This window comes from Cellulosimicrobium sp. EB106-03-01-XG111 (assembly GCF_058792115.1).
The window spans coordinates 25,166-44,607 of sequence record NZ_JBYTEQ010000002.1; the positions used below are offsets into that span (position 1 = coordinate 25,166).

At 74.4% G+C, this 19,442-nt stretch carries 16 protein-coding genes; 10 read left to right on the forward strand and 6 right to left on the reverse strand.

All coding sequences use genetic code 11. The features are described from left to right. Nucleotides 1-83: 83 nt before the first annotated feature. On the forward strand, nt 84-977 hold the full coding sequence (locus AC3WT4_RS02065; protein ID WP_492314561.1) for a TIGR01777 family oxidoreductase: 894 nt from the start codon (nt 84-86) through the stop codon (nt 975-977). A 90-nt stretch (nt 978-1,067) separates the two neighbouring features. Here AC3WT4_RS02065 and AC3WT4_RS02070 read toward each other — a convergent pair whose 3' ends face one another. Continuing rightward, a complete protein-coding gene (locus tag AC3WT4_RS02070) occupies nt 1,068-2,594 on the reverse strand; it encodes a hypothetical protein (RefSeq protein WP_492314562.1) in 1,527 nt (508 codons plus the stop codon). Nucleotides 2,595-2,688: 94 nt separating this feature from the next. After that, the gene (locus tag AC3WT4_RS02075) at nt 2,689-3,729 is read right to left on the reverse strand and encodes a Gfo/Idh/MocA family protein (RefSeq protein ID WP_257418694.1); all 1,041 of its coding nucleotides are present in this window, start codon (nt 3,727-3,729) and stop codon (nt 2,689-2,691) included. Nucleotides 3,730-3,892: 163 nt separating this feature from the next. On the opposite strand from AC3WT4_RS02075, the gene AC3WT4_RS02080 reads away from it, so the two are divergent. Further along, complete coding sequence (locus AC3WT4_RS02080; RefSeq protein WP_074809542.1) at nt 3,893-4,606, forward strand: HNH endonuclease family protein; 714 nt, start codon at nt 3,893-3,895, stop codon at nt 4,604-4,606. Here AC3WT4_RS02080 and AC3WT4_RS02085 read toward each other — a convergent pair. Continuing rightward, the gene (locus AC3WT4_RS02085; protein WP_492314563.1) at nt 4,519-6,813 is read right to left on the reverse strand and encodes an MMPL family transporter; all 2,295 of its coding nucleotides are present in this window, start codon (nt 6,811-6,813) and stop codon (nt 4,519-4,521) included. The two genes, AC3WT4_RS02080 and AC3WT4_RS02085, sit on opposite strands and share 88 nt — an antisense overlap. A gap of 104 nt (nt 6,814-6,917) precedes the next feature. On the opposite strand from AC3WT4_RS02085, the gene AC3WT4_RS02090 reads away from it, so the two are divergent. The 5 genes from AC3WT4_RS02090 to AC3WT4_RS02110 all read left to right on the forward strand — a co-directional run bounded on the left by AC3WT4_RS02090 (nt 6,918) and on the right by AC3WT4_RS02110 (nt 11,384). Continuing rightward, nucleotides 6,918-7,421 carry a MarR family winged helix-turn-helix transcriptional regulator gene (locus AC3WT4_RS02090; RefSeq protein ID WP_257418696.1) on the forward strand — a complete coding sequence of 168 codons (504 nt, stop codon included), beginning with the start codon at nt 6,918-6,920 and terminating at the stop codon, nt 7,419-7,421. A 9-nt stretch (nt 7,422-7,430) separates the two neighbouring features. Then, nucleotides 7,431-8,102 (forward strand): lipoyl(octanoyl) transferase LipB, encoded by a 672-nt coding sequence (gene lipB / locus AC3WT4_RS02095; protein WP_492314564.1) that lies wholly within the window; start codon nt 7,431-7,433, stop codon nt 8,100-8,102. Between the two features lie 82 nt (nt 8,103-8,184). Next, nucleotides 8,185-9,513, forward strand: a complete 1,329-nt coding sequence (locus AC3WT4_RS02100; RefSeq protein WP_492314565.1) for an MFS transporter — start codon at nt 8,185-8,187, stop codon at nt 9,511-9,513. A gap of 106 nt (nt 9,514-9,619) precedes the next feature. Further along, entirely contained in the window at nt 9,620-10,630 is a 1,011-nt protein-coding gene (lipA, locus tag AC3WT4_RS02105) for a lipoyl synthase (protein ID WP_400112333.1), read from the forward strand. Nucleotides 10,631-10,640: 10 nt separating this feature from the next. Then, complete coding sequence (locus AC3WT4_RS02110) at nt 10,641-11,384, forward strand: DUF4191 domain-containing protein (protein WP_492314566.1); 744 nt, start codon at nt 10,641-10,643, stop codon at nt 11,382-11,384. A 117-nt stretch (nt 11,385-11,501) separates the two neighbouring features. Here AC3WT4_RS02110 and AC3WT4_RS02115 read toward each other — a convergent pair whose 3' ends face one another. After that, on the reverse strand, nt 11,502-11,978 hold the full coding sequence (locus AC3WT4_RS02115; RefSeq protein WP_074809558.1) for an RDD family protein: 477 nt from the start codon (nt 11,976-11,978) through the stop codon (nt 11,502-11,504). 262 nt (nt 11,979-12,240) lie between these two features. Between AC3WT4_RS02115 and glnA the strand changes: the two genes are divergently transcribed. From glnA to AC3WT4_RS02130, 3 genes are all read left to right on the forward strand, one after another. Beyond that, on the forward strand, nt 12,241-13,665 hold the full coding sequence (gene glnA, locus AC3WT4_RS02120) for a type I glutamate--ammonia ligase (protein ID WP_061269191.1): 1,425 nt from the start codon (nt 12,241-12,243) through the stop codon (nt 13,663-13,665). A gap of 584 nt (nt 13,666-14,249) precedes the next feature. Further along, nucleotides 14,250-14,780, forward strand: a complete 531-nt coding sequence (locus AC3WT4_RS02125; protein WP_257419290.1) for a hypothetical protein — start codon at nt 14,250-14,252, stop codon at nt 14,778-14,780. A gap of 160 nt (nt 14,781-14,940) precedes the next feature. Continuing rightward, nucleotides 14,941-15,858, forward strand: coding sequence for a glycoside hydrolase family 19 protein (locus AC3WT4_RS02130; RefSeq protein WP_257419291.1), 918 nt, complete (start codon nt 14,941-14,943; stop codon nt 15,856-15,858). A 99-nt stretch (nt 15,859-15,957) separates the two neighbouring features. Here the strand turns inward: AC3WT4_RS02130 and AC3WT4_RS02135 are convergent, their stop codons facing one another. Together AC3WT4_RS02135 and AC3WT4_RS02140 are read right to left on the reverse strand one after the other, a co-directional pair. Next, nucleotides 15,958-17,703, reverse strand: a complete 1,746-nt coding sequence (locus AC3WT4_RS02135; RefSeq protein WP_492314567.1) for a flavin-containing monooxygenase — start codon at nt 17,701-17,703, stop codon at nt 15,958-15,960. A 118-nt stretch (nt 17,704-17,821) separates the two neighbouring features. After that, nucleotides 17,822-19,417: an SLC13 family permease gene (locus AC3WT4_RS02140; RefSeq protein WP_286185824.1), complete on the reverse strand. Its 1,596-nt coding sequence runs from the start codon at nt 19,415-19,417 to the stop codon at nt 17,822-17,824. Between the last annotated feature and the right edge of the window lie 25 nt (nt 19,418-19,442).

A 19,442-nucleotide genomic window follows, 5' to 3' on the forward strand; every position in this document is an offset into this window, starting at 1 on the left:
GCCCTCGCGCGTCCCTCCGTCCGCCCCGCGGGCGCGCCCCGCGGACCGTGCCGAGTCCGCCACGGACCCGTAGCGTGTCCCCCATGGACATCGTCGTGGCGGGCTCGCACGGGCTCATCGGCACCGCTCTGCTCGAACGACTGCGCGAGGACGGTCACCACGTGCGCCGCCTCGTGCGCCGCGCACCGCAGACCTCGGACGAGCACGAGTGGGAACCCGACTCCGGCCGGCTGGACCCGGGCGCGCTCGCCGGGGCGGACGCCGTCGTCAACCTCGCCGGGGCGGGCATCGGCGACCACCGCTGGACGACGGCGTACAAGCGGACGCTCGTCACGTCCCGCACGCGCACCACCGGGCTGCTCGCCCGCACCTTCGCCGGGCTCGACTCGCCGCCACCGGTCTGGGTCCAGGGCTCCGCCATCGGGTACTACGGCAACCGGGGCGCCCAGGTGCTCACGGAGACGTCGGCGTCGGGCGACGGCTTCCTCGCGCGCCTGGTCCGCGAGTGGGAGGCCGCGACCGCACCCGCCGAGCAGGCAGGGGTCCGTGTGGTGCACGCCCGCACCGGCATCGTCCTCTCCCCCGACGGCGGCGCGCTCGGCAGGCTGCTGCCCCTCCTCCGGCTCGGTGTCGGCGGGCGCCTCGGTCCCGGGACCCAGTACTGGAGCTGGATCACGTTGCGCGACGAGGTCGCCGCGCTGCAGCACCTCCTCACCGCGCCCGTGCACGGCCCCGTCAACCTCTCCTCGCCGCACCCGGCGACCAACGCGGAGATCACCCGGGCGCTCGCCCGGGCGCTGCGCCGCCCGGCCGTGCTCGCCGTGCCGTCGTTCGCCCTGCACGTGGCGCTCGGCGAGCTCGCGTCCGACATCCTCGGCTCCCAGCGCGCCCTGCCGACCGTGCTCGAGGCGAGCGGGTTCACGTGGTCCGACCCCGTCCTGGAGGACGCCGCGCGCGAGGTCGTCGAGAGCCGCTGACCGGTTCGCCCCTCCGGCGGGCCCAGGGGTCAGGACCCCGCACGCTCGACGACGGCTCGGCCGACGGGTCGGCCGGGGACTCGGGCACGGTCACCGTGCTTCGACGACGCGCCACCCCGCGTCGGTCCAGCGCAGCACCAGGACGACCGTGGTCCGCGACGTGGCGGGCACCTGGACCTCGCCCGACGCGGTGCGCTGGCGGTGGGCGGCGATCGCGTAGTCCACCGCCACGGTCGCGTCCCCGGCATCCTCTCCGGCACCGACGACGGGCGGCGTCCCGGGCTCGGCGTACCGGGCGTCGCCGACCTCGGCCCGCGCCCCGACCACCTCCACGCCGTCGAGCGCGGCGAGCAGCTCGGCGTCGCGTGCCTCCGCGGGCGAACCGGCGACCACGACCGCCGACAGGTCCCCCGCGCCGTCGGCGAGCAGCGCCAACCGCCGCGTGGTGAGGGTGCGCGCCGCGCCGAGCGGGTCCGCCCGGTCGAGCGTGGGGTCGCTCGGCGGATCCACGGCCGCCGCCGTGCGGGTGGTCGTGGGACGGTCGTCGCGCGCGGGCGAGGGCCACGGCGTGACGATCGCGAGCGCGACGACCACCGCGGCGACGAGCCCCGCGCACCCGACGAGGACAGCCGTGCGGCCGGTCCAGAGGCGCCGCCGGTCCGGGGGGCGGGCGTGCGCACCGGCCCTCGCCCCACGCCGGAGGCCGGACAGCGGCGCTCCGCGCCCCGGGCGGTCCGGGACGCGGCGGACCGTTCGCGCCCCTCGGCGTCCGGCCGGCGCGGCGACCTCGTCGCAGGCCACGCGCCGTCCCGGCAGGACCGAGGGGGGCGTGCGTCGGCCCGCCAGGGCACCGGCGACGAGGCGGGCGGCGTCCGGCATGGCGATCGGCCGGGGCTCGACCGCGTCGTAGCAGCGCGCGGCGAACGTCCCCACGGCGGGACGGGCGGCAGGCTCGTCGCGGAGCGCGACGGAGAGCTCCGCGTGCAGCGCGGCGAGGGCCCGCGCCTCGTCGGGGTCGGACGGCGCCGCGTGCGCGGGATGGCTCGTCGCGGGCGGAGGGACGAGACCGAGGACCGTGCGGGCGAGGTCGCGGACGTCGTCCGCGGTCGAGGCCGCCGTGGGCGCGAGCGGTGGGCGCAGCACGACCCTCCCGCCCGAGGTGACGACGACCGAGGTGGCGTCCAGGCGACCGTGGCTGCGGCCCTCGCGGTGGAGCGCCGTCAGCGCCTGGGCGACCGGGACGAGGACCGTCACCGCCTCTCCCGCGCGGAGCGGCTCGCGCGCGGCGGCGAGCTCGCCGAGCCGCAGCCCGCCGACATGGTCGAGGAGGACCGCGAGCGACGACCCGCCCGCCGCCACGACGCCGCGCACCACGGCGAGGTGGTCGTGCTCCTCCCCGAGTCCGCGCAGGTGCTCGACGAGTGCCGCCCGCTCCCCCGCGTCCTCGGGCACCGTGAGCAGCGCGACCTCGCACACCGTCCCGGCGGCGTCGCACGCGACCATCCCGCCGACCGCACCCGGCTCCCGCCTGAGTGACCACCCCGCCGCCGCGAGCAACGGCCCGAGGTCGGCGACGGACGGCCCGGGCGGGCGCGGGCGGCGGGACGACGACGGCATGTCCCCATCCCACCGCACGACGCACCCCCGAGAGCCGTCGTCCACAGGACGGATCGCACCCCGAGCGGGCGCGACGGGCCGGCCGAGCGGCCCGTCACACCTCGAGCAGGCGACCCTCCCGGGCACTGCGACGCGCGGCGTCGAGGACCTCGGCCGTGCGGACGGCGTCGCGCGGGTCGACCGGCACGGGGCCGTCGTCGAGCAGCCACGCCGCGACGGCGCGGTAGAAGTCCGCGTGCCCGCCGGGGGCCTGGGGCACGGGCTCACGCTCACGCCCGCGCGTCACCCAGCCGAGGGTCCCTGCGGGCGCGGCGTCGTCGAACACCTCGAAGGGCGACGCGTCGTTCTCGAACGTCGTGACGACGTACGCGCCGCCCGTGCCGAGCACGCGCGTGCGCGGGCCGGGCGCGCCGACGACGGACCCGGCCCACAGCCGGCTCACGACGGCGTTCCCGTCGGCGTCCGGGGCGTGGTGGAGCACGAGGAACACGTCGTCCTCGGTGGGGGTCGTGTGCGAGCGGAGCTCGGCCCACACGCCGGTGACGGGCCCGAAGAGCTGCGTGGCCGAGTCGACGAGGTGCGGCCCGAGGTCGAGGAGGAGGCCGCCGCCGACGAGGTCGTTCTCCTTCCAGCGCTGCTGCGGCACGGGACGCCAGCGCTCCCAGCGGCGCTCGAACGTGTGGACCCCGCCGAGGTCGCCGCGGTCGAGCACGGACCGCAGCGTGAGCTGCTCCGGGTCCCAGCGGCGGTTCTGGAACACGGTGAGCGGGGTCCCGGCCTCCTCGGCGGCGTCGACGACGGCGCGCGAGGCCGTGGCGCCCAGGGCGAGCGGCTTGTCCACCACGACGGGGACGCCCGCGCGCGCGAGCGCGGTCGCGTGGTCGGCGTGCAGCGCGGACGGGCTGGCCACGACGACGACGTCGTAGGCCGCGCGGTCGGCGAGGAGCGCGTCGACGTCGTCGTGCAGGTGCACGCCGGGCCAGTCCTCCGCGGCCGCGGCGCGGCGCTCCGGCGAGCGCACGACGACGGCCGTGACGACGTGCCCCGCCTCGCGCACGAGCCGCGCGTGGATGCCGCGACCGGCCCCTCCGTACCCGACGATCCCGACCCTGAGCGTGCGTGCGGCGGTGTCCATGCGGACCAATCTAGCCGCGTCGCGGACGGGTGCCCGAGGCGTGCCGGGCGCGGGTCGGAGCACTCCGGGCGACCTGGCAGAATGTGCGCGTTGGTCCGATATGGAGCGCTGCGTACCGTCTCGCGGGGGTCGGGCCGAGAATCGGTTTCGGGAAGGTCGTCCCTTGAGCACCACGAGCCGCCAGGTCCCTCGTCGGAGCGTCCTGCGCTACGTCCTCATCGCCCTGGCGATCGCGATCGTCGTCGCGAACGTCGTCAACCAGCGGTCCGTCGCGGCGGACACCGACCCCGAGCCGGTCGCCGGGAGCGCGCTCGAGGCCCTCGCCGGGCTCGAGGTCAAGGGCCCCGGGCCGGACACCGGCTACGAGCGCGCGCTGTTCGGCCCGGCGTGGGCCGACGTCGACGGCAACGGGTGCGACACCCGCAACGACATCCTCGCGCGCGACCTCGCCGACCTGACCTTCTCGACGCGCGGCGACGTCTGCGAGGTCCGCACGGGCACCTTCGAGGACCCGTACACGGGCGAGACGATCGACTTCCGCCGCGGCAACGCGACGAGCGCAGCGGTACAGATCGACCACGTCGTTCCCCTGCTCGACGCGTGGCGCAAGGGCGCCCGCGCCTGGGACGACGAGACGCGCCGCGAGTTCGCGAACGACCCCCTCAACCTGCTCGCGTCCGACGGCCCGGCGAACCAGTCGAAGGGCGCACGCGACGCGTCGGCCTGGCTGCCCCCGAACCACGCGTTCCGGTGCCCGTACGTCGCCCGGCAGATCGCCGTGAAGGCGGCCTACGAGCTCTCGGTCACGCCGTCGGAGTCCGAGGCGATGGCGCGCGTCCTGGCGGACTGCCCGGCCGAGCCGCTCCCGGCGGGCTGACCGGGCTCCCCCGGTCCGCGGTCCAGACGCCCGAGGGCGCTCGGCCACCAGGCGCGACGACCGACGTCGTGCACGAGGGCGGGCACGAGGAGCGACCGCACCACGAGGGTGTCGACGAGGACGCCGAACGCGACGATGAACGCGAGCTGGGCGAGGAAGAGCAGCGGGATGATCCCGAGCGCGGCGAACGTGGCCGCGAGCACGACGCCCGCCGACGTGATGACCGACCCCGTGACCGCGAGGCCGCGCAGCACGCCGCGCCGCGTCCCGACGCGCAGGCTCTCCTCGCGCACCCGGGTCATGAGGAAGATCGAGTAGTCCACGCCGAGCGCGACGAGGAAGCAGAACGCGTAGAGCGGGACGGCCGGGTCCGCGCCGGGGAAGTCGAGCACGTGGTTGAAGACGAGTGCGGCGACGCCGAGCGCGGCCCCGAACGACAGCACGTTCGCGAGCATGAGCAGGACGGGTGCGAGCACGGACCGCAGCAGCAGGACGAGGATCAGCAGGATCACGACCAGCACGACCGGCACGATGACCCGCAGGTCGCGCTGACCGGCGAGCTGGGTGTCCAGTCGCTCGGCCGCGGCCCCGCCGACGACGGCCTCGGGCGAGACCTCGTGCACGGCGTCGCGCAGCGCCGAGACCGTCTGCACGGCCTCCTGGCTGTCGGACGGCGCCTCGGTGGTGACGTCGACGCGCACCTGCCCGTCGACGACGAGCGGGTCGCCCTGGGCGGGCGCACCGGGGGCGACGGCGGGCTGGTCCGTGACCGGCGTCGCCGCGGCGACGCCGTCCGTGCCCTCGGCCGCCGTGACGACGGCGTCGAGGTCCGCCTCGGGGGCGATGACGGTCGCCGGCTGCGCGGACACGCCCTCGAAGTGCGCGGTGAGCGCCTCCTCGCCCGCGACCGAGTCGACGTCCGCGAGGAACACCTCCGAGTCGCCGGTCCCCTCGGCGTCGAGGGTCGGCACGAACGCCGCGCACGCCGCCAGCACGAGCGCCGTGACGATCCACACGCGCCGGTCGTGGCGTCCGACGAAGCTCGCGACGCGCGACCACACGCCGTGCCCGTCGATGCTGACGCGGTCCTCGCTCTCGGGCGACGCCTCGGCCACCGCCGCCTCGTGGGCCGCGTGGTCGGCGTCGTACCGCGGCATGCGCGGCCAGAACAGCGCGCGGGACCGCTGCCCTGCGACCAGCAGGAGCGCGGGCAGGAGCGTGAGCGCGGCGACGAACGCCGCGGCGATGCCGATCGCGGCGACCGGGCCGAGGCTGCGGTTGGACGACAGGTCGGACAGGAGCAGGCAGAGCAGGCCCGCGATGACGGTGCCGGCGCTCGCCGCGATCGGCTCGACCGAGGCCCGCACCGCACGGCGCAGCGCCGTCGTCGTCGACCGGACGAGGCGCAGCTCCTCCCGGTAGCGCGCCACGACGAGCAACGAGTAGTCGACCGCGGCCCCGACGACGAGGATCGAGAGGATGCCCTGCGACTGGCCGTTGAGGGTCAGCACGTCCGCCGCCGCGAGCTCGTAGACGACGAGACCGGCGAGGGTCAGCGCGAGCACGGCCGTGAGGATGACGATGAACGGCAGGATCGGCGACCGGTAGACGACCGCGAGGATGACGAGCACCGCGCCGAGCGCGACGAGCAGCAGGACGGTGTCGATCCCGCCGAACGCCGTGACGAGGTCGGCGACGAAGCCGGCGGGGCCGGTGACCCACACGTCGAGCGACGTGCCGGCGAGGCCCCCGTCGGCCGCGTCCGCGGCGGCGAGGTCGCGCAGCGCGCCGACGGCGAGCTCGCTCACGCTGCTCTCGTCCGCCCCGATGCGGTCGGACGCGACGGACGCGTCGAGCGAGACGACGACGAGCGCCGCCTCCCCGTCCTCGGACGGCACCACGACCGGGTCGGCGATCGAGACGTCGCCCACGGTCGCGGGCTCGTCGCCCGAGGTCCCCTCGAGCGGCGCCCCGGGCACGGCCTGCGCGTAGGCGTCGAGCGCCGCGAGGTCGTCGGGCGTGAGCGCGCTCCCGTCACCGGTCGTCGCGACGACGAGCGCGGGCAGCGTCTCGGAGTCGGTGAACTCCTGCGCGACCTCGGCAGCGCGCGTCGACTCGGCGCTCGCCGGCAGGAACGCCGCGGCGTCGTTGGTCTGCACGCTGCTCAGGCGACCCTGCGCCTGACCGCCCAGTGCGCCGATGGCCATCCAGAGACCGATGACTGCGACAATGATCAGTCCGCGGAGGAACCCGCCCGTCCGATTGCTCAGCATGCTGAGGAATGGTGCCATGGTGGAAGGAGGAATGCACGTTGGAGCTTGCACCGAGGGACCGCACCGGGCCGCACGTCGACCCGGACGTCGGCGACCCCACCCCCAGCGACCCGCAGGAATGGGCCACCGGCCGCCTCCTCTTCGCCGTCGCGCGCCGGATCGAGCGGGAGTGGAACGCGCACCTCGGGCAGTGGGACCTCAACCACGCCGGCTTCCCCGTCCTCATGCACCTGCTCGCCGGGCCGCGGTCCCAGCGCGTCCTCGCGGACGAGTCGGGCGTCACGGAGCAGACCATGAGCCGGATCGTCGCGCGGCTCGAGCGGGCCGGCTACGTGACGCGCACCGACGACCCCGCCGACCGCCGCCGTCGGGCCGTGGCCATCACGGACGCCGGGCGCGCGGCCGGGTTCGCCGCGGCGCGCCGCCGTCCCGCCGAGGACCTCGCGACCCGCGGCCTCGACGACGACCAGGTCGCCGCGCTGCGCGGTGCGCTCCTCACGCTCCTCGAGACCCTTCCGCGCACACCCGGGGACGAGCGTTAGCCTGGCCCGATGGACCTGCTCGCGCTGCCGGGGATCACGGACTACCACGAGGCCTGGGACCTGCAGCGCGCGGTGCACGACGACGTCGTCGCGGGCACGCGGCCGGACACCCTGATCCTCGTCGAGCACCCGGACGTCTACACGGCCGGCCGCCGCACGAACCGTTCGGACCGGCCCGACGACGGCACGCCCGTCGTGGACGTCGACCGCGGCGGGAAGATCACCTGGCACGGCCCAGGCCAGCAGGTCGTCTACCCGATCGTCCGGCTCGCCGAGCCCGTGGACGTCGTCGCGTACGTCCGGGCGCTCGAGGACGCGGTCATGGCGGTCTGCACGCGCCTCGGGCTCGCGACGATGCGCGTCGAGGGCCGCAGCGGGGTCTGGGTCGCGGCCGACGACACCCGCCGCGAGCGCAAGGTCTGCGCGATCGGCGTGCGCGTCGCGCGCGGGGTGACGATGCACGGGCTCGCGCTCAACTGCGTCCCGGACCTGTCGCGGTTCGAGCGGATCGTCCCGTGCGGCATCGAGGACGCCGACGTGACGTCGCTCACGGCCGAGCTCGGGCGCGAGGTCACGCTCGCCGAGGTGGCGCCGCTCCTCGTCGACGCGCTCGGGAGGGCGCTCGTCCCGCTGCTCGCCGCAGACACCGCAGACACCCCTCCGACCGCGCTCGCGGGATAGGCTGGGGGCTCCAGGGAATCCTCGCGCGCCGGAGTACGGGTGGGTCGGCGCGCGGCTGGACGACCCCGAGGACCTGGACCGCATGACCACCACCCCCGCGCGCGCGGCGTCGCGCCCCCGCACCCCCGCACCTCCCCCGCCCGACGGCGTTCCCGTCCGCACGGGCTACGCCCGGCTCCCCCAGCTCGCGGGCCGTGCGTTCCTCCCCGTCGCGTTCCTCGCGCGCCTGCCGTTCTCCATGCTGACGATCGGCACGCTGCTGCTCGTGTCGTCGACCACCTCGTCGGTCGCGCTCGGGGGCCTCGCGTCCGCCGCGACGGCGCTCGGGACGGCGCTCGGCGGCCCGACCCAGGGCGCGCTCGCCGACCGTGTCGGCCAGCGTCGCGTCCTGCTCGTGTGCGTGCCGGTGGCGACGGTCGCCGTGCTGGCCCTCGTGCTCTCGGCGTCCGCGCCGGGCGCCACGGCCGCGGTGCTGCTCGCCGCGGCGGCGACGGGCGCGAGCGCTCCTCAGGTCGGTCCGCTGGCCCGCGTGCGCTGGCTGCGCCTCGCGGCGGACGAGCCGCGCACCGTCGAGGCCGCGATGAGCTACGAGAGCACGGCCGACGAGGTGAGCTTCGTCCTGGGGCCTGCCCTCGTGGGCGTCCTCGCGTCCGCGGGCTCGCCGCAGGTCGCGGTGCTCGCCGCGGCCGGCGGCATCGCCGTGTTCGGTGCCGCGTTCGCGCTCCACCCGACGGCGCGCGCGACCGCGCCGCACGGCACCGGCACCGGCGCGCACGGCACGGCGGCCGGTCCCGCGGACGGCGGGACGGCCGCACTGGTGCGTCGCGAGGCGGTCGTGCTCGTCGGCATGCTCGCCATGGGCCTGCTGTTCGGCGGGACCCAGGCCGCGCTCACGGCGCTCACGCGCGACGCGGGCGTGCCGGGCAGCGCGGGGCTCGTGTACGCGGTCATGGGCGTCGGCTCCGCGATCACCGCGCTCTCCGTGGTCGCCCTGCCCCGTCGCTGGGGGCTGCGCAGCCGATGGATCACGTTCGCGGCAGGGCTCCTGGTGGGCACCGCCGGTCTCGTGCTCGCGGCCGCGGGCGGCTCGTTGACCGCGGTCGTCGTCGCCGTGGCGGCGACCGGCCTGTTCGTCGGGCCCGTCATGGTCACGGTCTTCACGGTCGCGGGCGAGCGCGCGCCGGCCGGGCGCACGGCGTCGGCCATGACGCTCGTGGCCAGCGCGAACGTCGTCGGCGTCGCGATCGGCGCGTCCGGGGGCGGCGCGCTCGCCGACACCGTGTCGACGACGAGCGCGTTCGCGCTCCCGGTCATCGCGGCGGTCCTGCTCGTCGTCACCGGGGTGTCGTTGACGTCACGTCCACAGGGTGAGCGACGCGCGGGAGACGACGAGCGCGAGCGCGTAGTCTGACCGGAGTCCGGCGTCGTACCAGGGCGCGCACCCGAACGGTGCGCCGCCCGCCCGCTTGGTGGGCGCGACGTCGGCGCTCACTCGCCACGACGACCGGGAGACACCCGTGACGATCGCACCTGAAGGACGGCGCATGCTGCGGGTCGAGGCCCGCAACGCCGCGACGCCGATCGAGAAGAAGCCCGAGTGGATCAAGACCCGCGCGACCATGGGCCCGGAGTACTCCGAGCTCAAGGGGCTCGTGAAGCGCGAGGGTCTGCACACGGTCTGCGAGGAGGCGGGCTGTCCCAACATCTTCGAGTGCTGGGAGGACCGCGAGGCGACCTTCCTCATCGGCGGCGACCAGTGCACGCGCCGGTGCGACTTCTGCCAGATCGACACGGGCAAGCCGGCCGACTTCGACGCGGACGAGCCGCGCCGCGTCGCGGAGTCCGTCCAGGCGATGGGTCTGCGCTACTCGACCATCACGGGCGTCGCGCGCGACGACCTGCCCGACGGCGGCGCCTGGCTCTACGCGGAGACCGTCCGCCAGATCCACGCGCTCAACCCGGGCACCGGCGTCGAGCTGCTCATCCCGGACTTCAACGCGATCCCCGAGCTGCTCGACGAGGTGAACGACTCCCGGCCCGAGGTGCTCGCGCACAACCTCGAGACGGTGCCGCGCATCTTCAAGCAGATCCGGCCCGGTTTCCGGTACGAGCGCTCGCTGTCCGTGCTCACGCGGGCGCGCGAGGCGGGGCTCGTCACCAAGTCGAACATCATCCTCGGCATGGGCGAGACGATCGACGAGGCGAAGGAGGCGCTGCAGGACCTGCACGACGCCGGCTGCGACCTCGTGACGATCACGCAGTACCTGCGCCCCTCGCTGCGGCACCACCCCGTGGACCGCTGGGTCAAGCCGGAGGAGTTCGTCGAGCTGTCGGACGCCGCCGAGGCCATCGGGTTCCTCGGCGTCATGTCCGGCCCGCTCGTGCGGTCGTCGTACCGCGCCGGGCGCCTCTGGGGCCAGGCCATGACGCGCCGCGGCATGGAGATCCCCGCCGCGCTCGCGCACCTCGCCGAGCCGACGACGTCCCGCCAGGAGGCCGCGAGCCTGCTGGCCCGCGCACCCCACTAGACTGACCGGCATGGCCCGCAAGAACTCGGACAGCACCGGCGCGCCCGCCGCCGGCGAGCAGGTCGCGAAGCAGAAGAAGCCCAAGAAGCAGCGCTGGTACCACCAGGTGTGGGCCGCCTACCAGATGACCCGCAAGCAGGACCCGGCGGTCACGTGGGTCATGCTCGGCGTGTTCGTCGGCATCCTCGCCGTCGCGCTGGGCATCGGCCTGTGGTGGGGCCAGTGGGTCTACACGCTCATCGTCGGCCTCCCGTTCGCGGCGCTGGGCGCGATGTTCGTCCTCACGCGCCGCGCCGAGCGCGCCGCCTACCAGCAGATCGAGGGTCAGCCCGGCGCCGCGCGCGCCGCGCTCGGCACGATCCGCCGCGGGTGGACGTTCGACGAGGAGCCCGTCGCGATCGACCCCCGCACGCAGGACCTCGTGTTCCGCGGCGTCGGGCGCGCGGGCGTGGTGCTCGTGAGCGAGGGCCCGCCGCACCGCGCCAAGCGTCTGCTCGACGCCGAGCGCAAGCGCGTCGCGCGCGTGCTGCCGAACGTGCCGGTCACCACGATCCAGGTCGGCGACGGCGAGGACCAGGTGGCGCTGCCCAAGCTCCCCCGCGCAGTCCAGAAGCTCAAGCCGACCCTCACGAAGCCCGAGACGGCGGAGGTCTCCAAGCGCCTGCGCGCGCTCGGCGTCTCGCGCCTGCCGATCCCCAAGGGGATCGACCCGACGCGGGCCCGCCCGGACCGCAAGGGCCTCAAGGGGCGCTGACGCGACACCCGCACACGACGACGCCCGGTCGGCGAGGATCCGTCCTCTGCCGGCCGGGTCGTCGTGCGTGGGGTGGGGATCCGGCCACCCGTGGTCAGGGCGGAGATCCGCCCGTGGTCAGGAGCGGACGAGCACCGTGCCCGCGGCGCGGTCGTGCAGGCCACGGCCGTCGGCGTCCCACACGACCGCCGGGATCACGAGGCACAGCAGGACCGTGCGCAGCACGCCGCGGCCGAGACCGACCATGCGCGCCGGCTCGGCGAGACGCCGGACCCGGATCCCCATGACGCGGTGGCCGACGGTGAACCCGAGCGTGCTCACGAGCAGCACGTTCTCGATCGCGAAGACCAGCGGCTGCGACCAGACCGGCAGGGCCGAGATGCCCTCGAAGAAGCCCGGCGCGGCGGGGCGGAAGAAGAGGAACGCGACCAGGGTCGCGAGGACCCAGTCGATGGCCAGCGCGACGACGCGCCGTCCGAGCGTCGCGAGGGAGCCCGGGCCCTCCGGCGGGAGGCCGAGCCGCGCGCCACGACCGCTGTGCTGGTCGCCCGGGGCGCCCTCGAGCCACGAACCCATGTCCTCGCGTGAAACCACGGGACCAGCGTACGTGCCACGCGGTGGACGGGACGGTCCCCCGGCCGCCGGACGGCGGTATCGTGCCGAACGGCACACCGACCCCACGTCGGCTGCCGCGCGCCCTCGTGTCGCACGATCGTCACACGGGGACGCGGGACGTAACACGACCGAAACAATGGGTACACCGCGGGGAAACCGCCCCGGCCTAGGTTCGTGGGCGCCACGTCAGCGGCTCGTCCGCCGCGCAGCCCGACGGCACCACCCGATCAAGGAGCAACGGATGTTCAACAACGCGGAGGAGGCAATCGCCTTCACGCGGAACGAAGGCGTCGAGTTCGTCGACGTCCGGTTCTGCGACCTGCCCGGCATCATGCAGCACTTCAACATCCCCGTCTCGCAGTTCGACGAGTCGGCGTTCGAGGACGGCCTGATGTTCGACGGGTCGTCGATCCGCGGCTTCCAGGCGATCCACGAGTCGGACATGAAGCTCGTGCCGGACGTCAAGACCGCGTTCGTGGACCCGTACCGCAAGCGCAAGACGCTCGTCGTGAACTTCTCCATCGTCGACCCGTTCACGGGCGAGCCGTACTCCCGCGACCCCCGCAACATCGCGGCCAAGGCCGAGGCGTACCTGCGCTCCACCGGCATCGCCGACACGGCGTTCTTCGCGCCCGAGGCCGAGTTCTACCTCTTCGACGAGGCGCGCTTCGCGACGAACCAGCACTCGAGCTTCTACTACCTCGACTCCGTCGAGGCGGCGTGGAACACGGGCCGCGAGGAGGAGGGTGGCAACCTCGCGTACAAGACGCGCTACAAGGGCGGCTACTTCCCCGTCTCCCCGTCCGACCGCTTCGCGGACCTGCGCGACGAGATGTGCGCGACGCTGGAGAAGGTCGGCCTCGAGGTCGAGCGCGCGCACCACGAGGTGGGCACCGCCGGCCAGCAGGAGATCAACTACCGGTTTAACACGCTGCTGCACGCGGCCGACGACCTGATGAAGTTCAAGTACGTCATCCGCAACGAGGCGTTCGAGGCCGGCAAGTCCGTCACGTTCATGCCGAAGCCGATCTTCGGCGACAACGGCTCGGGCATGCACTCGCACCAGTCCCTGTGGAAGGACGGCAAGCCGCTGTTCTTCGACGAGAAGGGCTACGGCGGTCTCTCCGACCTCGCGCGCTGGTACATCGGCGGCCTGCTCAAGCACGCGCCGTCGCTGCTCGCCTTCACCAACCCGTCGGTGAACTCCTACCACCGCCTGGTCCCGGGCTACGAGGCCCCGGTCAACCTGGTCTACTCGGCCCGCAACCGCTCCGCGTGCATCCGCATCCCGGTGACCGGCTCGTCCGCCGCCGCGAAGCGCGTCGAGTTCCGCGTGCCGGACCCGTCGGCCAACCCGTACCTCGCGTTCGCCGCGCAGCTCCTCGCCGGCATCGACGGCATCAAGAACCGCATCGAGCCGCCGGAGCCGATCGACAAGGACCTGTACGAGCTGCCGCCGGAGGAGCACGCGCAGATCCAGCAGGTCCCCGGCTCGCTCTCCGAGGCGCTGGACAACCTCGAGGCCGACCACGAGTTCCTCACGCAGGGCGACGTGTTCACGCCGGACCTCATCCAGACGTGGATCGACTACAAGCGGGCCAACGAGATCGACCCGATCCGCCTGCGCCCGCACCCGCACGAGTTCGAGCTCTACTACGACATCTGATTCCCTGGTCTGACCCGACCTCGGAGCTCCGCGGCCCCCATCCGTGGTGAGCGTCTCGCGACGCCCACCACGGGCGGGGGCCGTTCTCCGTCGCGCCGGTCGTATGGCGACCACCTGCGAGTCTCTGTCGAGACGCGACGCCGACGCCGCCGGGCTCGACCTGCCGGAACGCGCTCTCGAGCGACGCAAGGAAGCAGCGGGGACGCCGTGGCCGATCGACGCCCGGAGACCGCGCTCGAGTGCTCCCCCGTGGGTCTCGCCCGGGCGAAATGCTGCTGGTCAGGAGCCTGACCGGCCCGGGTAGACTGCCGCCTCACCGCCGGCAGGGCGGTCGCGCCTCGCGCGGACCGGAGACTCAGGGGGAACTCGTGCGAACGCGAGCCGACATTCTGGTGGGCTTCGCCCTCGGTGCGATCTTCTCCGTGTCCGGATGCACCTCGACAGGGACTCCGGTGGAGAGGCCCGTCAGCGATCAAGCACCGACGCCTCCCTCGGCGTCGCCCCGAGCGAGCGAGACCATGTCCGGCCAGGCGCCTGACGGCCCTGACGGCGGGGGCGACCGCACCGGCGGGCAAGGAGCCGAGGTGCCCGGCGAGCAGCCAGAGGGTGGGGAGACCACGGTGACGACGCTCCGACCGTCGCGCACGACGACCCCCCTCGTCGCCCGCAGCGCGTGGCAGGGAGTGTCCGAGCACGGCCCGTGCACACTCTCGCAGAACACCGATCCGGGCGGCGCCGATCCTCGGGCTGATCAGTACGTGGCATCTCAGGAACTTCTCTCCGCGCTCCGAGAGTCCGACGAGGGGGCTGACCCGTCCGCGCTGCGGAACGTCCTGCTCCCGCTGACGTCGCAGCCGGGCGAGGGGACGGCCGGGGTGAACGCGCTGGCTCAGGACTGGGACGCATCGACCCCGCGAGGCCCTGTGGCAGTCAGGGGCGTCACGCGAGCGATCACCACGCAGAGCTTTGCGGGCGACCTGACGACCCACGTCGTGCAGCTGGCTTTCGAGTGCCCGCGGGTCATCGACGAGTCGGCCTGGACGAGCGCTCTCGAGGACCTGCGGGTCACCGTTCCTGCGCAGCCGGAGAGACCCGGCCAGTGGCCTCCGGCCTGAGAGGCGATCGGCCGCGTCGTGGCGGCGCGCTCGAGGTGACCGAGCGGGCTCGTCGGTCCAGGCGCGGATGCTCGCCTCAGCGACTCTTGTCGCGCGGCGGCGTCGCGCGCTAGGTTTGCGAGCGGCGGTAACGATGCCGCCCGCAACAGCAGGGGGATTCATGAGCACTCGCTTCCGGCGCGCCCTCACCACCGTCGTCGCCGTCCTCACCTCGGCCGTCCTCGCCGTGTCCGTCACCGCACCGGCGGGCGCGGCCACGGGTCCCTCCCCCGCGGGTGCCGACCAGGCCGCGAGCGCCACCGCGTGCGCCGCGACGTGGTCGCCGACGACCGCCTACACCGGCGGGAGGACGGCGTCGCACCACGGGCGGAACTGGACGGCCCGGTGGTGGACCCAGCGCGAGACGCCGGGGTCGACGAGCGTCTGGGTGGACGCGGGCCGGTGCACGGGGGGCGGGGACGACTTCGTGGTGAGCCGCGCGGAGTTCGACGCGATCTTCCCGAAGCGGCACCCGTTCTACACGTACGACGGGTTCGTCGACGCGCTGGGCGCGTACCCGGCGTTCGCCAGCACGGGGACGCCCGAGACCCGGACGCGCGAGGCCGCGGCGTTCCTCACGCACGCGGACTTCGAGTCGGTCGGGCTGCGGTACGTGAAGGAGATCAACGAGGCGAACTACTGGATCAAGTGCGACGACGAGCAGCCGTTCGGCTGCCCGGCCGGCCAGACGGCCTACTACGGGCGGGGGCCGATCATGTTCAGCTGGAACTTCAACTACAAGGCCGCCGGCGACGCCCTGGGCATCGACCTCCTCAACGACCCGTGGCTCGTCGAGGAGGACCCGTCCGTCGCGTGGCAGACCGCGCTCTGGTACTGGAATACCCAGAACGGGCCCGGCGTGATGACGTCGCACCAGGCGATGGTGTCCGGCGCGGGCTTCGGCCAGACGATCAACTCGCTCAACGGGGCGCTCGAGTGCGGCGGCGGCAACCCGGCGTCGGTGCAGTCGCGCGTGGACCGCTACGTGCGGATCACCGAGGTGCTGGGCGTGGCCCCGGGCTCGGGCCTGACCTGCTGAGCGGTCCGGACCGCGGCGTGGGCGGCCGGTCGGCCGCAGCACGTCCGGCGGCATGAGCGGCGGGTGCGGTGCACGCAGGGGGCGCACCGCACCCGCCGGTCAGCCGCCGACCCCGGCGGCCACCGGCGTGTCCTGCGCCCCGGACGCCGAACCGGCGTCGGGCGCAGGCGCGGGCGCGGGCGCAGAGGCAGGCTCTGGCCGCACGACGTGGGACGACGGCAGCCCCGCGCCGGGGCGGAACCCGGCATAGTGCTCGGCCTCCGCCCGGGCGCACTCGTCCTGGTAGACGTGCCCGCCACCGAGGTACACGGCGATCTCCTCGCGCTTGCCGGGCACGTTCCCGCCGACGAACCACGCGCCCGCCTTCCTGCCCTCCTCGTACATGACGGTCGCGCGGGCCGCGCGCTCGGTCTCCGCGCGCCACCACTCCTCGGCCTCGGGCGTGGCCTCGAGCCGGTCGACGCCGTGCTCGCGCGCGCACGCGAGCGCGCGCTGGAGCCACTGCGCGCCGCGCTGGACCGGCACCGTGAGGTTGGACAGCGGCGTCTGCGGCCCGAGCGACATGAAGAAGTTCGGGAAGCCGTGGACGGAGATGCCGAGGTAGGTGCGCAGACCGTCGCGCTCCCAGTGCTCGCGCAGGGTGACGCCGTCCCGCCCGACGACGTCGAACGCGGTGAGCGCCCCGGTCATGGCGTCGAAGCCGGTGGCGAGCACGAGCACGTCGAGCGCGTGCTCGACCTCCCCCACGACGACCCCGCGCGGCGTCACGCGCGTGATCGGCGTGGTGAGCACGTCGACGAGCTCGACGTTCGCGCGGTTGTACGCCGCGTAGTAGCCGTGGCCCGTCGGGGGTCGCTTGCCCAGGAAGCGGTACGTCGTCGGGCTCAGCAGGCGGGCCGTCCGCGGGTCCTCGACGACCTCGCGGATCTTGCCGCGCAGGAACTCGGACGCGAGCTCGCTCGCCTCGGGGCTGGACACGAGGTCCGTGAAGCACTCGTTGGCGAACCGGAAGCCGCCCGCCTCCCAGCGGGACTCGAAGACCCGACGGCGCTCGTCGTCGTCGACCTCGAGCGCGGACCGCGTGGGGATCTCCATGGGGACGCCGAAGGGATGGCGCACGGCGCGCTCGAAGACCTCGTCGTACCGGGCGCGCAGGGCGGTGAGCTCGTCGGCCGTGACTGCGGGGCTCGTCGTCTCCAGCACGTAGTTGGGGGTGCGCTGGAAGACGGTGACGTGCTCCGCAACCGCCGCGAGCTCGGGCAGCATCTGGATCCCCGAGGCTCCGACCCCGAGCAGGCCCACGCGCTTGCCCGTCAGGTCGACGCCCTCGTGCGGCCAGCGGGCCGAGTGGTGGACCGGCCCGGCGAACGTGTCGAGCCCGGGCAGGTCCGGGTACAGGGGCCGGGAGAGCAGGCCGGTCGCGGAGACGACGTACGTCGCGCGCAGCCGCGAGCCGTCCGCGAGGGTAAGCGTCCAGAGGTTCGTCGCGTCGGAGTGCTCGGCCCGCTCGACGACGACGCCGAGCCGGATGTCGCGGCGCAGGTCGAGGCGGTCGGCGACGAACTCGAGATAGGCACGGATCTCCTCGCCGCGCGGGTAGCGCTCGGACCAGTCCCACTCCTCGCGCACCTCGCGCGAGAACGAGTACGCGTACGCGAGGTACTCGGAGTCGGTCCGCACGCCCGGGTAGCGGTTCGCCCACCAGGTGCCGCCGATCCCGTCGGCGGCGTCGACGACGAGGACGGACAGACCGATCTCGCGCAGGTGGTGCAGCATCGCCAGGCCCGAGTAGCCCGCCCCGATGACGACCGCGTCGTAGAGCGCGCCGTTCGTGGTCTTCCCCATGGACGACTCCCCCGTGTCAGGTGCGTCGTCGCAGGCCCGGTGCCCGCGCGACGCGGTATACCGTGCCACGACCTGCGACGTCGTGCCAGGGTGACCGCGGGACGGTCGTCGCTCGCGCTCAGAACGGCCAGACGAGCGGCACGTACAGGACCGCGGCCGCGAGGAAGACGAGGGCGAGCGGCAGGCCGAGGCGCCAGTAGTCGCCGAACCGGTACCCGCCGGGCTGCAGGACCATGAGGTTGACGGGCGTGGCGATCGGGGTGAGGAACGCCGCCGCACCGGCGACGGTGAGCGCCATCATGAACGGCAGCACGCTCACGTCGAGCGTCTGCGCGAACGACACCGCGACGGGCGCCATGACGAGGACCGTCGCGACGTTCGAGATGAACTGCCCGAGCACGAGCGTGAGCACGCACACCACGAGCAGCGCGAGGCGTGGCGACCCGTCGCCCGTGAGCCGGAGCACGAGGCCGGCGATCGCCTCCGCCGCCCCGGACGAGACGAACGCCGCGGACAGCGGGATGAGCGCCGCGATGAGCACGACGGTGTCCCACGAGATCGCGCGGAACGCCTGCGGCACGGTGACGACGCCGGTCACCACGAGGGCGCCCGCGGCGAGCAGGCCGACGATGACGGGCGGGACGACGCCCGTCGCGAGCAGCACGATGGTCACGACGAGCACGGCGAGGCAGCGCCGCCACCCGCGGCCCAGCGGGACGCCGCGCTGGAGGCTGCGCGCCGAGTCGACCGCGAGGACGTCCGGCGACTGCGTGTACCGGTGGAGCGCGTCCCACGGACCGCGCACGAGCACGGCGTCGCCGGGCTGGAGGGTCAGCGTCCCGGACGCCCGCTCGGCGTCGGACGCCGACGGGTGCCCCTCTCCGCGGCGCAGGGCGACGACGACGAGCCCCTCGTCACGCGTCGTCATGCCCGGGCTGACGGTGCGCCCGACGAGGGACGAGCGCGGCGCGATGACCACCTCGACGACCCCGGTGCCGCCGGTGAACAGGCGACCGGTGTCGAGGTCGGGCGTGTAGCTCTCGCGCCACGAGCGCACGCGCTCGCGCGGGTCGGTCGCGGTGTCGGCCAGGTGCTCGGGCACGCGCTCGGGCAGCAGCCGGTCGCCGAGCGTCACGACGAGCACGGCCGTGGCGAGGACGAGCGGGACGCCGACGAGCGCGAACTCGAAGTAGCCGAACTCGCGGCCGCCGGCCTCCGCCGCCGCCTCGGAGACGATGATGTTCACGGGCGTGCCCGTGAGGGTGAGCAGCGACCCCGCGCCGGCGGCGAACGCGAGCGGGATGAGCATGCGTGACGGCACGATGCCGGCGCGCGCCGCCGCGACCACCGCGACGGGGAGCAGCGCCGCGACGGCGCCGTTGATGCTGATGACCGCCGCGAGCAGCGCCGCGACGCCGACCATGAGCGTGAGCAGGCCCGCGCGCCCGAGCGACGCGCGCCGCTCGAGCCACTGCCCGATCCACGCCGTGACGCCGGTCGCGTCCAGCGCCTCGCTGAGCACGAAGAGCGACGCGATGAAGAGCACGATCGGGTCGCTGAAGCCGCCCAGCGCCTCGTCGAGCGGGAGCACGCCCGTCGCCCACAGCGCGACGGGCACGAACAGCGCGACGACGACGAGCGGCAGGCGGTTCGTCATGAAGCCCACGACGGCGAGCGCCAGGATCGCGAACGTGGCGACCAGCGGGTCGATCATGGGGCCCCCTCTCGGACGTCGTCAG

Coding starts and splice junctions, on each gene's coding strand:
- AC3WT4_RS02130 (WP_257419291.1), top strand. CDS start 14,941: ATGAGCACTCGCTTCCGGCGCGCCCTCACCACCGTCGTCGCCGTCCTC.
- AC3WT4_RS02065 (WP_492314561.1), top strand. CDS start 84: ATGGACATCGTCGTGGCGGGCTCGCACGGGCTCATCGGCACCGCTCTG.
- AC3WT4_RS02075 (WP_257418694.1), bottom strand. CDS start 3,729: ATGGACACCGCCGCACGCACGCTCAGGGTCGGGATCGTCGGGTACGGA.
- AC3WT4_RS02070 (WP_492314562.1), bottom strand. CDS start 2,594: ATGCCGTCGTCGTCCCGCCGCCCGCGCCCGCCCGGGCCGTCCGTCGCC.
- AC3WT4_RS02140 (WP_286185824.1), bottom strand. CDS start 19,417: ATGATCGACCCGCTGGTCGCCACGTTCGCGATCCTGGCGCTCGCCGTC.
- AC3WT4_RS02110 (WP_492314566.1), top strand. CDS start 10,641: ATGGCCCGCAAGAACTCGGACAGCACCGGCGCGCCCGCCGCCGGCGAG.
- lipB (WP_492314564.1), top strand. CDS start 7,431: ATGGACCTGCTCGCGCTGCCGGGGATCACGGACTACCACGAGGCCTGG.
- AC3WT4_RS02135 (WP_492314567.1), bottom strand. CDS start 17,703: ATGGGGAAGACCACGAACGGCGCGCTCTACGACGCGGTCGTCATCGGG.
- glnA (WP_061269191.1), top strand. CDS start 12,241: ATGTTCAACAACGCGGAGGAGGCAATCGCCTTCACGCGGAACGAAGGC.
- AC3WT4_RS02085 (WP_492314563.1), bottom strand. CDS start 6,813: ATGGCCATCGGCGCACTGGGCGGTCAGGCGCAGGGTCGCCTGAGCAGC.
- AC3WT4_RS02100 (WP_492314565.1), top strand. CDS start 8,185: ATGACCACCACCCCCGCGCGCGCGGCGTCGCGCCCCCGCACCCCCGCA.